General features: G+C 53.0%; 11 protein-coding genes, 5 tRNA genes and 1 other RNA gene. 13 read left to right on the top strand and 4 right to left on the bottom strand.

Annotation, left to right across the window (positions count from 1 at the left end; translation table 11 throughout):
* Position 1 precedes the first annotated feature (1 nt).
* The 13 genes from rffC to B9Y90_RS19100 all read left to right on the top strand — a co-directional run bounded on the left by rffC (position 2) and on the right by B9Y90_RS19100 (position 8,751).
* On the top strand, positions 2-679 hold the full coding sequence (gene rffC, locus B9Y90_RS19160; protein WP_039289212.1) for a dTDP-4-amino-4,6-dideoxy-D-galactose acyltransferase: 678 nt from the start codon (positions 2-4) through the stop codon (positions 677-679).
* A 4-nt stretch (positions 680-683) separates the two neighbouring features.
* Positions 684-1,814: a dTDP-4-amino-4,6-dideoxygalactose transaminase gene (gene rffA / locus B9Y90_RS19155; RefSeq protein WP_085542203.1), complete on the top strand. Its 1,131-nt coding sequence runs from the start codon at positions 684-686 to the stop codon at positions 1,812-1,814.
* A gap of 1 nt (position 1,815) precedes the next feature.
* Complete coding sequence (wzxE, locus tag B9Y90_RS19150) at positions 1,816-3,066, top strand: lipid III flippase WzxE (protein WP_085542202.1); 1,251 nt, start codon at positions 1,816-1,818, stop codon at positions 3,064-3,066.
* Positions 3,063-4,142, top strand: coding sequence for a TDP-N-acetylfucosamine:lipid II N-acetylfucosaminyltransferase (locus B9Y90_RS19145; protein WP_085542201.1), 1,080 nt, complete (start codon positions 3,063-3,065; stop codon positions 4,140-4,142). Before wzxE ends, B9Y90_RS19145 begins: the two co-directional genes overlap by 4 nt.
* The gene (gene wzyE / locus B9Y90_RS19140; protein WP_085542200.1) at positions 4,139-5,527 is read left to right on the top strand and encodes an ECA oligosaccharide polymerase; all 1,389 of its coding nucleotides are present in this window, start codon (positions 4,139-4,141) and stop codon (positions 5,525-5,527) included. The genes B9Y90_RS19145 and wzyE overlap by 4 nt, the downstream gene beginning before the upstream one ends.
* Positions 5,511-6,251 carry a lipopolysaccharide N-acetylmannosaminouronosyltransferase gene (gene wecG / locus B9Y90_RS19135; RefSeq protein WP_085542199.1) on the top strand — a complete coding sequence of 247 codons (741 nt, stop codon included), beginning with the start codon at positions 5,511-5,513 and terminating at the stop codon, positions 6,249-6,251. Before wzyE ends, wecG begins: the two co-directional genes overlap by 17 nt.
* Positions 6,252-6,507: 256 nt before the next feature.
* A complete protein-coding gene (gene thrP, locus B9Y90_RS19130; RefSeq protein WP_085542198.1) occupies positions 6,508-7,893 on the top strand; it encodes a bifunctional threonine/serine APC transporter ThrP in 1,386 nt (461 codons plus the stop codon).
* 114 nt (positions 7,894-8,007) lie between these two features.
* Positions 8,008-8,084: transfer RNA gene (locus tag B9Y90_RS19125), tRNA-Arg, on the top strand.
* A gap of 60 nt (positions 8,085-8,144) precedes the next feature.
* Positions 8,145-8,220, top strand: a tRNA-His gene (locus B9Y90_RS19120).
* A gap of 15 nt (positions 8,221-8,235) precedes the next feature.
* Positions 8,236-8,322: transfer RNA gene (locus B9Y90_RS19115), tRNA-Leu, on the top strand.
* A 33-nt stretch (positions 8,323-8,355) separates the two neighbouring features.
* Positions 8,356-8,432 (top strand) — tRNA-Pro (locus B9Y90_RS19110).
* Positions 8,433-8,526: 94 nt separating this feature from the next.
* Positions 8,527-8,603 (top strand) — tRNA-Pro (locus B9Y90_RS19105).
* Positions 8,604-8,637: 34 nt separating this feature from the next.
* Positions 8,638-8,751: non-coding RNA, RtT sRNA (locus B9Y90_RS19100), on the top strand.
* Between the two features lie 622 nt (positions 8,752-9,373).
* Here B9Y90_RS19100 and hemY read toward each other — a convergent pair.
* Genes hemY through hemC form a run of 4 tightly spaced genes read right to left on the bottom strand, consistent with a single transcriptional unit; the run spans position 9,374 to position 13,460 of the window.
* Positions 9,374-10,570: a protoheme IX biogenesis protein HemY gene (hemY, locus tag B9Y90_RS19095; RefSeq protein WP_039289219.1), complete on the bottom strand. Its 1,197-nt coding sequence runs from the start codon at positions 10,568-10,570 to the stop codon at positions 9,374-9,376.
* A 2-nt stretch (positions 10,571-10,572) separates the two neighbouring features.
* Positions 10,573-11,757, bottom strand: coding sequence for a uroporphyrinogen-III C-methyltransferase (gene hemX / locus B9Y90_RS19090; protein WP_085542197.1), 1,185 nt, complete (start codon positions 11,755-11,757; stop codon positions 10,573-10,575).
* An 18-nt stretch (positions 11,758-11,775) separates the two neighbouring features.
* Positions 11,776-12,522 (bottom strand): uroporphyrinogen-III synthase, encoded by a 747-nt coding sequence (hemD, locus tag B9Y90_RS19085; RefSeq protein WP_085542196.1) that lies wholly within the window; start codon positions 12,520-12,522, stop codon positions 11,776-11,778.
* Positions 12,519-13,460 (bottom strand): hydroxymethylbilane synthase, encoded by a 942-nt coding sequence (gene hemC / locus B9Y90_RS19080; RefSeq protein WP_085542195.1) that lies wholly within the window; start codon positions 13,458-13,460, stop codon positions 12,519-12,521. The genes hemD and hemC overlap by 4 nt, the downstream gene beginning before the upstream one ends.
* Positions 13,461-13,712: the final 252 nt, after the last annotated feature.

The following is a 13,712-nucleotide window of genomic DNA, read 5'->3' as shown; positions in this document are numbered from 1 at the left end:
GATGAGCCCAATTCACGGCACCCTGGCTCCTCTGGACTGGGAAAATCGTTTCTTTGACGTAAACAGCTGCGCGGTTCGCTTCTCTGAGGAAGCCCCTGCGCTGCTGGAAGATCAGTTAAATACCTGGTCGCGCGTCCAGGCAAAAATTCCCTCTCATCGTACCGACTGGCTGGATGGTCTGCAGCAGCTTGGTTTCCAGCTTGTCGAAGGTGAAGTGGATTTGGTCCTTTCTGTTGGCACGCAAAATGCAAATATTCCCGTCGATATCGCTCAGCCAAATGATATTCCTGCGCTTCGCCTGGCGGCTTCTCAGGTATTCACGCAAAGCCGCTTCCGCACGCCCTGGTACAAAGCCGGGGACAGCGGTCGTTTCTATGCGCAATGGATTGAAAACGCTGTCCTTGGCACGTTCGATCATCAGTGCCTGTTGCTGCAGAACGGCGACGAATGCCTGGGCTTTGTGACCTTGCGGCAGCTAAATGATGCAGAGGCCAGAATTGGCCTGCTTGCCGGACGAGGCTTGGGCGAGGAACTAATGGCTGCGGCGCAAGACTGGTGTCGTCAGCGTGGTTTGACAACTCTGCGGGTGGCTACTCAGGTGAGCAATACCGCGGCGCTGCGTCGCTATATTAAAAGCGGTGCCACCATAGAAAGCACTGCCTTCTGGTTATACAGGTGAAAAAATGATCCCATTTAACGCTCCGCCGGTCGTTGGTACAGAACTTGAATACATGCAGGCTGCTATGGGTAGCGGCAAACTGTGTGGAGACGGGGGATTTACCCGTCGCTGCCAGCAATGGATGGAGCAGCGTTTTGGCAGCAAGAAAGTGCTGCTGACGCCGTCTTGCACAGCTTCGTTGGAAATGGCCGCTATCCTGCTGGATATCAAGCCTGGCGATGAAGTGATTATGCCGAGCTACACCTTTGTTTCAACGGCTAATGCCTTTGTGCTTCGGGGCGCTGTCATCGTGTTTGTAGACGTACGTCCTGACACCATGAACATCGATGAAACCAAAATAGAAGCGGCGATTACCGAAAAAACACGCGTTATTGTGCCGGTTCATTACGCAGGTGTGGCTTGTGAAATGGATACCATCATGGCCATCGCGAAAAAACATAACCTGTTTGTGGTGGAAGATGCCGCGCAAGGCGTGATGTCTACTTATAAAGGCCGGGCGTTAGGCTCGATTGGCCACATCGGGTGCTTCAGCTTCCATGAGACCAAAAATTATACTGCGGGTGGTGAAGGCGGAGCGACGCTGATTAACGACCCTGCTTTAATTGAGCGGGCAGAAATCGTCCGTGAAAAAGGCACCAACCGCAGCCAGTTCTTCCGTGGGCAGGTGGATAAATACACCTGGCGTGATATAGGCTCAAGCTATCTGATGGCAGATCTGCAGGCCGCGTACCTTTGGGCGCAGCTCGAGGCGGCAGAGAAGATTAATCAGCAGCGCCTTAAGCTATGGCAAAACTATCACGATGCCCTTGCACCCCTGGCTAAAGCCGGGCGCATAGAACTGCCTGTTGTCCCGGAAGACTGCGTGCAGAACGCCCATATGTTCTACATCAAGCTACGCGATATTGAAGATCGCAGCGCGCTGATTTCCTACCTGAAAGAAGCGGAAATCATGGCGGTGTTCCACTATATTCCGCTGCATGCCTGCCCTGCCGGGGAAAGATTTGGTCGATTCCATGGGGAAGATCGCTTTACCACTCGTGAAAGCGAGCGCCTGCTCCGCCTGCCGCTGTTCTACAACCTGTCGCCGGTGAACCAACGCACCGTTATCAATACGCTGCAAAGTTACTTCGCCTGAGATGTCGTTAGCTAAAGCTTCAGTGTGGACCGCCGGGTCCACACTGGTAAAAATTGGTGCCGGGTTGTTGGTGGTCAAAATGCTGGCCGTGGCCTTTGGCCCCTCTGGCGTGGGACTTGCCGGCAATTTTCGCCAAATGGTGACCGTACTGGGTGTGCTTGCCGGTGCAGGTATTTTTAACGGCGTGACTAAATACGTTGCCGAACATCATGACAACCCGGAACAGCTAAAGCGGGTACTCGGCACCTCTTCTGCAATGGTGCTCGGATTCTCTTCCCTGCTGGCAGTGATATTCGTTCTGGCTGCACGGCCAATCAGCATAGGGTTGTTTGGCCATGCAGACTACCAGAACCTGGTGCGCCTGGTGGCACTGGTCCAGATGGGGATTGCCTGGGCAAACCTGTCGCTGGCCATTATGAAAGGATTTCGCGACGCCGCAGGTAACGCCCTGGCACTGATTGCAGGCAGCTTGATTGGCGTGCTGGCTTACTATGCTTGCTATCGTTTAGGGGGTTACCAGGGGGCGTTGTTAGGCCTGGCTTTGGTGCCTGCACTGGTTGTTATCCCTGCTGTCGTCATGCTTGTGAGGCGTGAACATGTTCCGCTGAGCTACCTGAAGCCGAGCTGGGATAAGCTGCTGGCCAGCCATCTTGGTAAGTTTACTGTGATGGCTCTGATCACCTCAGTTACGCTCCCCGTGGCCTACGTGATGATGCGAAACCTGCTGGCGGAGCATTACAGCTGGGATGAAGTCGGTATCTGGCAAGGGGTAAGCAGTATTTCAGATGCTTATCTGCAGTTTATTACCGCATCTTTTAGCGTTTATTTGCTGCCTACGCTTGCGCGTCTGAAAGAAAAAAGTGCCATTACGCGAGAAATCGTGCGCTCGCTAAAGTTTGTTCTGCCCGCCGTGGCGGCGGCAAGCCTGACAGTCTGGCTGTTGCGTGATTTCGCCATCTGGCTACTGTTCTCACCAAAATTCAGCGCCATGCGTGATTTGTTTGCCTGGCAGCTGGTGGGGGACGTGCTGAAGGTGGGGGCCTATGTGTTTGGCTATTTGGTTATCGCCAAGGCGTCGCTGCGTTTTTATATTTTGACTGAAATCAGCCAGTTTGCTCTGTTAACCGGCTTCTCGCGCTGGTTGATACCCGCCCACGGCGCACTGGGGGCGGCTCAAGCTTATATGGCGACTTATATTGTTTATTTTGCGCTCTGCTGTGGCGTTTTCCTTATTTATCGTAGACGAGCATGACAACACTGATTCACGTATTGGGATCTGATATCCCTCATCACAATCAGACGGTATTGCGTTTCTTTAACGACGTTTTAGCCGCCACGACTCCCCATGCCCGAGAATTTCTCGTGGTATCCGGAGATCAATCCCTGTTGTCCGCTTTTCCGGCGCTGTCGATCTCCCTTTACCCTTCGAAGCAGGCTATTGCCGCAAACGTTCTGGCAAAAGCCCGAGCTAACCGGCAGCAGCGTTTCTTTTTTCACGGGCAGTTTAACGGCAGCCTGTGGATTGCTTTGCTGACCGGGGGCCTGAAGCCAGAGCAGATGAACTGGCATATCTGGGGGGCCGATCTTTATGAGGTTTCCCGTAGTATTAAGTTTCGGCTTTTTTACCAGCTACGCCGTTTTGCTCAGGGGCGGGTGGGGCGCATTTTTGCCACTCGTGGGGATTTAAGCTATTTCCATCAGCGCCACCCGCGGGTGCCTGGTGAGCTGCTGTATTTCCCAACGCGCATGGACCCAGGTCTCAATACAATGGCTGACGAGCCGCAACGCAGCGGGAAGTTAACATTGCTGGTGGGGAATTCCGGCGATCGAAGTAACCGGCATGTTGATGCCCTCAAATCTATTCATCAGCAGTTTGGCGACACGGTTCGGGTTGTTGTACCAATGGGTTACCCGGCAAACAACGATGCTTATATTGTAGAGGTAAAGCAGGCTGGCAGCGATTTGTTTAGCCCGGAAAATCTCGGCGTGCTGACGGAAAAAATTGAATTTAATGATTACCTTAACCTGCTGCGCCAGTGCGATCTCGGCTATTTTATCTTTGAACGCCAGCAGGGTATCGGCACCCTGTGTTTACTGATTCAGGCCGGGATCCCCTGCGTGCTGAACCGCAAAAATCCGTTCTGGCAGGATATGGTCGAGCAGCATATTCCGGTGCTCTTTACCGGGGATGCTCTTGATGAAGCGACCGTGAGAGAGGCTCAACGCCAGCTACGTTTGCTGGATAAGCAAAGCATCGCTTTCTTTAACCCCAACTATATTGATGGGTGGCATCACGCGTTGAGCATCGCGGCTGGAGAGCAAAAATGAGTCTGACGCAATTTGGCGGGTTATTTGTTGTCTGGTTCCTGTCGGTCGGGTTTATCGGATTGCTGACGTATCAGGAGTTTCGCCGCGTGCGCTTTAACTTCAACGTCTTCTTTTCACTGCTTTACCTGTTGACCTTTTTCTTCGGCTTTCCGTTTACCTGTACCCTGGTGTTTCGTTTTGGGGTTTCGGTGGTGCCCGCGGACGTGCTGTTGCAGGCTCAGCTTGCGGCGGCCTGTTTCTATGGTATTTACTATGTGACCTATAAAACGCGGCTTAGGGCGAAGGCAGGGCATACGGAGCGGCGCTCGCTGTTTACCATGAACCGGGTTGAGACGCACCTGACGTGGCTGATGCTGGTGCTGGTGGCGTTGGTCAGCGTCGGCATCTTCTTTGCCCATAACGGTTTCTTGCTGTTCAAACTGCACTCTTACAGCCAAATCTTCTCCAGCGAAGTGTCAGGCGTCGCGCTTAAGCGTTTCTTCTATTTCTTTATTCCAGCCATGCTGGTGGTGTACTTCCTGCGTCAGGACGGCCGGGCCTGGATCTTCTTCCTGGTCAGCACTGTCGCCTTTGGCCTGTTGACGTACATGATTGTCGGCGGGACGCGCGCGAACATCATCATTGCCTTTGCCATTTTCCTGTTTATCGGCATTATTCGCGGCTGGATCTCGCTCTGGATGCTGGCGGCGGCGGGCGTACTAGGTATCGTCGGGATGTTCTGGCTGGCACTTAAGCGCTATGGATTGAACGTTAGCGGAGACGAGGCGTTTTATACCTTCCTTTATCTGACTCGCGACACGTTCTCTCCGTGGGAAAATCTGGGTTTGCTGTTGCAAAACTACGACAAGATCGAGTTCCAGGGGCTGGCACCTATTATTCGCGATTTCTACGTATTTATCCCAAGCTGGGTATGGCCAGATCGCCCCGGGACAGTGTTGAATACCGCGAACTACTTCACGTGGCAGGTGCTAAACAACCATTCGGGACTGGCCATTTCCCCAACCTTGATCGGCTCGCTGGTGGTGATGGGCGGCGTGTGGTTTATCCCACTCGGCGCGGTTGTCGTTGGGCTGATTATCAAATGGTTTGACTGGCTCTATGAGCTGGCGAACAGGGAAAGCAACCGCTATAAAGCGGCGATTATCTACGCGTTCTGCTTTGGGGCGATTTTCAATATGATCGTTCTGGCCCGTGAGGGGCTGGACTCTTTTGTGTCCCGTGTGGTGTTCTTCCTCGTCATTTTTGGCGCGTGCCTGGTTGTGGCAAAACTACTTTACTGGCTATTTGAAAGTGCAGGGCTCATTCATCAGCGCCTGCGCCGCGTGTCTGCACCTGCTGCCGACACACAAATGCATGACAAGGATATCCATGAACAACTCTACTGAAGCCCCTTCCTATAATATTCGCGGTCTGAGCCTGCTGGGGTGGCGAGATATGCAGCATGCGCTGGATTATCTCTATGCGGGAGGGAATTTGCGGCAGGGGACATTGGTGGCAATCAATGCCGAAAAGGTTCTGACGGCAGAAGATGATGAGCAAATTCGCGGCCTTATCGCCGCAGCGGAATACAAATACGCCGACGGTATCAGCGTCGTTCGTTCCATCCGTAAGAAATTCCCGGAAGCCGTAGTGAACCGCGTTGCCGGTGCCGATTTGTGGGAAGCCTTGATGCAGCGTGCGGGCCAGGAAGGCACGCCGGTATTTTTGGTGGGCGGTAAGCCTGAGGTGCTGGCACAAACTGAGGCTAAGCTAAGGCAGCTTTGGCAGGTCAATATTGTCGGCACTCAGGATGGCTATTTTACGGATGAGCAGCGGCCAGCCTTGTTTGAACGCATTCATGAAAGTGGGGCGGCGATTGTCACGGTAGCAATGGGATCTCCGCGCCAGGAAATCTTAATGCAAGAATGCCGGAAAGTGCATTCTCAGGCACTTTATATGGGCGTCGGTGGTACATATGACGTATTTACCGGACGAGTAAAGCGAGCGCCTAAAATCTGGCAAAACTTAGGTCTGGAATGGCTATACCGCCTGCTTTCACAGCCGACCCGCATTAAACGGCAGCTGCGTCTGCTGCGCTATCAGCGCTGGCACCTTACCGGTAAGCTTTAAACCTTTCGACGCGCCGATCCAGGCGCGTTTTGCTTTTCCTGCATGATTTTCAACCAGACTTATTCCAGTTTGTTACGCAGTTATTTGTAATTTTGTAAAAAATACGGAACCATTGCGCCCACTCGATGCAGTGCCGTAGTGATGTTGCGCCAGCAAATCTCTTGCCGACGCTGCATGGCCTGTTATTGAGCCTGGCAACAACCAAACACAATAACCGGTAAAAACCGGAGTAAAGCAAACACAATACAGAGGATTTATGGCAGAGAAAAAAGCAGAGCTGCAGCGCGGGCTGGAAGCTCGACACATTGAACTTATCGCCCTGGGAGGAACCATTGGTGTTGGCCTGTTTATGGGCGCCGCCAGTACCCTCAAATGGGCAGGGCCATCGGTATTGCTGGCGTACATTGTTGCGGGCCTGTTCGTATTCTTCATCATGCGTTCAATGGGAGAAATGCTGTTCCTTGAACCTGTAGCCGGCTCCTTTGCCGTCTATGCTCACCGCTATATGAGCCCCTTTTTTGGCTATCTGACGGCCTGGTCCTATTGGTTTATGTGGATGGCGGTCGGCATTTCCGAAATCACGGCGATTGGGGTCTACGTCCAATATTGGTTCCCGGATCTTCCCCAGTGGCTACCCGCTATTTTTGCCGTCGGTCTTGTCGCACTGGCAAACCTTGCGGCAGTGCGCCTGTACGGTGAAATAGAGTTTTGGTTTGCGATGATTAAAGTCACGACCATTATCGTGATGATCGTTGTGGGCCTGGGCGTTATCTTTTTTGGTTTTGGAAACCATGGCCAGGCGATTGGCTTTAGCAATCTGACAGAGCATGGCGGCTTTTTTGCAGGTGGCTGGAAAGGGTTTCTGACCGCCTTGTGTATAGTTGTCGCGTCCTATCAGGGTGTGGAGCTAATCGGCATCACGGCCGGAGAGGCAAAGAACCCGCAGGTCACCTTGCGCAGTGCCGTAGGGAAAGTACTGTGGCGTATTCTGATTTTCTATGTGGGCGCGATTTTCGTTATTGTCACGATCTTCCCATGGAACCAGATTGGTACCACCGGCAGCCCGTTTGTCTTGACCTTCGCGAAAATTGGTATCACTGCCGCGGCAGGGATTATTAACTTTGTTGTTTTGACGGCGGCATTGTCTGGCTGTAACAGTGGTATGTACAGCTGCGGGCGTATGCTCTACGCCCTGGCGAAAAACCGCCAGCTCCCGACCAAAATGGCGAAGGTTTCAGGTAGCGGTGTGCCTGTCGTAGGTGTGGCTATTTCAATAGGCATTTTGCTGCTCGGTTCTTGCCTCAACTACATCATTCCAAATCCGCAGCGCGTTTTTGTCTATGTCTACAGCGCTAGCGTATTGCCGGGTATGGTGCCGTGGTTCGTGATCCTGATTAGCCAAATCCGCTTCCGTAAGGCACACCGTGAAGCGATTGCCAGCCACCCGTTCCGCTCTATTTTATTCCCGTGGGCGAACTACCTGACCATGGCGTTCCTGGTATGTGTGTTGGTAGGGATGGGATTGAATGAAGATACGCGGATGTCGCTGACGGTCGGCGTTGTTTTCCTTGCCGCGGTGACGCTGGTTTATAAGGTGTTTGGCCTGAATAAGCATGCCGTTAGTGAAAAACTGAACGGATAAGCATCAGGATGCGCAAAGCATAACCAAACGCGCAGTTTTGCGAGTATTTTATTGAAATAAGCACTAGACAGCTGAGCACGAAGCCCGTATTATCCGACCCCGCAACGGCGCTACGCGCCCGTAGCTCAGCTGGATAGAGCGCTGCCCTCCGGAGGCAGAGGTCTCAGGTTCGAATCCTGTCGGGCGCACCATTTATTATAATGGCGCTAGAGCTGCGGTGGTATCATGTACCGCGTGAAAGTTTTACAGTGGTGGCTATAGCTCAGTTGGTAGAGCCCTGGATTGTGATTCCAGTTGTCGTGGGTTCGAGTCCCATTAGCCACCCCATTAATTTAGATGTATGCGAAGGTGGCGGAATTGGTAGACGCGCTAGCTTCAGGTGTTAGTGTTCTTACGGACGTGAGGGTTCAAGTCCCTCTCTTCGCACCACACCTAAATTAATCAGTAGTAAAAGCAGTATTTCGGCGAGTAGCGCAGCTTGGTAGCGCAACTGGTTTGGGACCAGTGGGTCGGAGGTTCGAATCCTCTCTCGCCGACCAATTTTAAAAGCCCTTCTGAAGAAGGGTTTTTGCTTTCAGCCCGAAGCCTTAATAAGCTTTTGATGTGTTGAAGGCAGTAGTAAAAGCAGTATTTCGGCGAGTAGCGCAGCTTGGTAGCGCAACTGGTTTGGGACCAGTGGGTCGGAGGTTCGAATCCTCTCTCGCCGACCACCTTAAAAAAGGCCAGCTTCCGAGCTGGCCTTTTTGCATCCGTAGCTCAAAGAGGATGGGAACCTCCGAAGGAGGTTTGAGCCGAGCGTAGCGAGACAACGTTGCTTCAGCAACGGCCCGCAGGGGAATAATCCTCTCTCGCCGACCACCTTAGAAAAGGCCAGCTTTCGAGCTGGCCTTTTTGCTTTTAGTATTTCACCCATTCTCTCTCGCGAATGCCTGATACCCCAGCCCTGCCTTTTTAGTCTTTATATTTCCATATGCTGTTATTGTCGCTCAGACGCGACAATAGGGTCATTTAATGTCTCTAAATGGAGACATTTAATTCATTGTTTTAAAAGTGATTTATAAATAAGGCGCTAACTCGTCTCCTTAAGGAGACAAACGCTTTTCGTGATGAATGGAATGCCAGTACACCTGAAAGGAAAACTTCGGTCATGCTAATGCTATGAAACGACTAATATTGGTAGCCGGCTGCGTTTATAAATGCAAACCTGGCATAGATTGTGCAATAATATCTGTGTAGATGCTCATTCCACTTCTTATGTTTGCTCAGGCTTCATAAACCCAGGAATGACGCAGAGCCGATTACGGTGCTTATCGTCCACCGACAGATGTCGCCCCGATGGGGTCTCATCGAACACCCTGGACATAACGTTGAGTGAAGCACCACTTAGTTGTCAAACAGACCTGTTTAACACCTGCCTTTGGGCAGGTGTTTTTTTTTGCGTGGGGAAAAAGGAAAGGGCGGCAGAATACCGCCCTGACGATCAGGTGTTAGAGGGAGTTTGCAGGGTAAGCAACAGACCGTCACGACGCATAAGAGCTGCTTCTTCAGGCTTATGCAGTTTGTCGAGAGAGTCTGCCAGCCAGGCGTAATCGTAGGCATCCGGGCGCTGTTTAATCGCTTCACGAAATGCATCACACGCCTGCTGCCATTCACCGTGTTTCATCAGCAACTGGCCAAGAGTACTCTGCAGTAAAGGAAGATCGCCCTGCGTTTTGATCTGCTGACGTAAGGCTTTTTCTAACTGTTCCGGGTTGCCTGACTTCAGACGCGGCATCAGCAACACCAGACGATCGTCATACTGGCGTTTCAGCCCGTCGAGAATGATCTCCTGGGCTGCATCGTGGTCATCACACTCAATAAGATGCTCCGCCATGGCCACCTGCAGCGTGGTCTGATGGCGTGTTTTACGGCTTTGGTTACGCCACCAGGCTTTCAGACCTTCATTACCCTGATCGGCCATTGCCTGATCCATGAGGCCGATCCAGGCCTGCTGTTGCAGCGCATCGCGGTGGGCTTCATCACCGATCTGCACTTTCTCCATGGCGGGCAGAATATCCAGTAGCGAACTCCACGCGCCGGTTCGCAGGTAAGCCTGCTCAGCCAGACGAAGTACCTCAGGATGGCGCGGCGCAATTTCCAGCAGTTTATCTATGCCGTGACGTGCGGCATGGTTTTCATTACGAGCGAGCTGCAAACGAACGCGTGTGATTTCGACTGGAAGCTGATCGCTATCCGCCAGTTCGGCGGCGCGTTCTAAATGCTGGTTCGCACGAATCTCATCACCACGTTGCTGTGCCGCTTCGGCAGCCAGCAAGTAGTTGACCACGGGCTGTTCGGCGTGATCGGCATTCTTACTCATCAGCTTCTCAACCTGCTGATAATCGCCTTCGGCCAGTTTCAACAATGCGGCTTTGGTTTGTTTACGGGCACGGCTGCGTTTGCGGCCCAGGAACCACCCACGGGTACGGGCACCGGTACGGAAAATACGACGCAGCACCCATTCGATGGCGAACAACACCACCATTGTCAGGATCAGAATAATGACTAACCCGGTCACGCTGGTTTCAATGTTGTAATTATCGGTCTGGATTAAAACATAGCCCTGATGGCCTGCCAGCATTGGGCCCAGCACGATGCCCGCAATCAACAACAGGAAAAGCAATAAGACTTTAATCATGCTTATTCCCCCTGGCTTACGGCAGGTGCTGGCTGCGACGGTACCGCTTCCTGCTGGGTGTTATTGGCAGCGGGACTCACCGGCTGAGCAAGTAAATTGCGAACCCGGGTCTGCATTAGTTTTTCAAGCAGCGCCTGGCTTTGCAGCGTTTGCGGGATGTCCATATGAATGCTTTGCTGGCTCAGGCCATCAAGCTCTTCAAGGAACGCTTTGGTGGCGGAATCATTGGTGTCGTAATAGGCGCGAACCCAGGTCGAAACGTTATCCAGCGCCTGCTTGTAAGTCTCTTCCTGATGGCGTGGCACCGCCTGCGCGGCAACCAGCAGGCGGGAGCGGATGTTTTCGCGCAGGTAGATATCCTGATTTGGTGCCAAGAGCGGAACGGCGGTTTCATCGCGACGGCGGATAGTAATAAAACTGTCCATGAAGCTGTGCCAGCTTTTCACCAGATTTTGGCGCCATTCGGTAATTGTGCCTGACAGCTCGCTGCTGTCAGAATCCATCGGGGAATCATCGCTGTCGTTGTCGGCCAGGCGCAAATTATCCAGGCCGTTAGAGAGCTGATTTAGCTTGAGGATAATCCCGTCGTAGTCGACCTGCGTTACCGTAGACAGCGTTGAAATATCATCGGTTAGCGCGCGTCGAGCGGTGATCAGACTCGGATCGTTCATATCAGCCAGGCTGGTATCCGCACTTTTTAATAACGCGGCGGCCGTCGTAACGTCCTGATCGCTCCACAGCTTGCGGCCAGCCAGTTTCACAAGGAAATCGGCCTGTGCCAGCAGCCAGGTTTTGGAATCACTGCCGGATATTGTCGCGACTTTTTGCTGCACTTCGTCGAGTTGATGTGCCAGTGCGGCCTGCTGTTTATTGGCGTCGCTAAGCGCAGTAGCCTGTTGCTTGAGCGTCGCTTCAAATTCGCCTTTTTGTTCTTCCTGCTGTTTTTGCAGGGCAATAAGCTGATTTGCCAGCGCATCGCTGGTCGCCGTCTGTGTTGAGACCTGGTGCTTGCCATAGCTATAAAGCCCGCCGCCTAAGGCCAGAGCAATTGCAATGGCAATCGCTCCCAGCGCGATACCCGCCATGCCGGAACGATTTTTCTTCGGCGATGGCTCGGGCTGCGATGGTGTCTCCACCGCGGGTGTAGTTTCCTCAACTATGGCGGAGGAAGTATTTTGTTCCGTCATTGTGGCGTCCTGTTATTGTTAGGTGTGTTGTAACGCACGTAGCAGCGCGTCATTGTCCGCATTCGCGGCGACCCGAATATTCTGCCAACCCAATGTCCTGGCAAGGCTTGCCAAACGCTCGCTGACAACCAGTAACTGGCAGCGAAGTAACCAGTTCTCACGATACCAGTCAGGCGTTAGCGTATATAACTGCTGTAGCATTTCACCGCTGGTGACGACCAACGTTGAGATCCCTCTGGCGTGCCAACGGTGGGCTTCTTCTATTCCATCGTAAACAATGGCGCTTCGCTGATAGCACTCGCAGAAGCTAACTTCTGCGCCTCGCGCTTCAAGCGTTTCGCCCAACAGTTCACGCCCGCCATTACCGCGTAAAATCAAGGCGCGCTTACCAGCAACATTTTGTAATTCCGGTAATTGTAGCAAGATTTCGCTGGTTTCCCGATCTTGTGGGTAACGAATAGGAATATGGCTGACGGTATGGAAAGCCAGCGCGGTCGTTCTGCCGATGGCGAACCAGCTTAGATTGCCCGGCCACTGGATACCGTTACGACGCAAAAGTGGCGCGGCATAGTCAATGACGTGCTGTGAGAGGACAAAGACCAGATCGCCGGGCGCGAGCGCCGCAAGGTGGGCCGGAAGCTGCGATAGCTGCCGACCGGGCGAGAACTCAATAAGCGGGAAGCTGTAAGCCACCTGCCCGAGTGCGCGCAGTCGGCTCACTAACTCTTCCCCGGCTGGGGAGGGGCGGGTGACAAGGATCGTCATGCGGGAGCATCTCCATCATAAACTTCGGCAAGGATTTCCCTGGCGCCGTTATTCAGCAATTCTTCCGCCAGTGAAACACCCATTGCCACGGCATCTTCCGGCTTACCTCGACGTTCACCACGAACCATAATGGAACCGTCTGGCGCGCCAACTAATGCGCGCAACCAAAGCTCGTTATCTTTCAGTTCTGCATAGCTGCCGATCGGCACCTGGCAACCGCCTTCAAGGCGCATATTCATCGCACGTTCGGCGCTAACGCGAACGGCGGTTTCATGGTGATTCAGCGGTGCCAGCAGCGCTCTGGTTCGTTCATCATCGAGGCGGCATTCAATGCCAACTGCACCCTGACCGACTGCGGGTAAAGACACCTCCGGCGGTAAGGCGTAGCGAATGCGATCCTGCATCTCAAGGCGATTTAGGCCGGCGACGGCAAGAATAATGGCATCGTATTCGCCTTTATCCAGTTTCCCAAGGCGGGTGCCAAGATTACCGCGTAGGGAACGAATCACCAGATCTGGACGCTGTTCGGCTATCTGACACTGGCGGCGCAGGCTTGAGGTGCCCACAATGCTGCCGGCAGGCAACTCATCCAGCGTTTGATAATGATTAGAAACAAAAGCGTCGCGAGGATCGTCGCGCTCGCAGATGGTGACCAGCCCCAGACCTTCGGGGAATGCCACCGGCACATCTTTCAGGGAATGGACGGCGATGTCCGCGCGCCCGTCCAGCATTGCCAGCTCCAGCTCTTTAACAAACAGTCCTTTCCCGCCAACTTTGGCAAGCGGCGTATCCAGCAAGACGTCGCCGCGGGTGACCATTGGCACCAGCTCAACGGTTAGCTGCGGGTGAAAAGCTTCAAGACGTTGCTTAACATAATGTGCTTGCCAGAGTGCAAGGGGACTTTGGCGAGTGGCAATTCTGAGTATATTGTCTAACATGCTTGTTACCGTAATTATCGTCCACCGACCATCCTACCACTCTTCGCGGAAGGCTGTCAGGTTCGGCGGTTTTTGCGGCAACAGAGGGACGTGATTCGTATTATGGAAGAAACAGCCTGTGGCCAGGGCCTCTACCACTTTGGTAGCTCATCTTTCTTTACGGTCAACAGGCAAGGTGTTAAATTGATCACGTTTCCAGCAATTGCTGTCCCGATCGTTTATAATAATGGGGACAACAACCAGGAAACGGGT

This window comes from Cedecea sp. NFIX57 (assembly GCF_900177785.1).
Taxonomy (GTDB): Bacteria; Pseudomonadota; Gammaproteobacteria; order Enterobacterales; family Enterobacteriaceae; genus Cedecea; species Cedecea neteri_C.
Note: the sequence above shows the minus strand (reverse complement) of the source record. Positions and strands in the feature narration are given on the sequence as shown.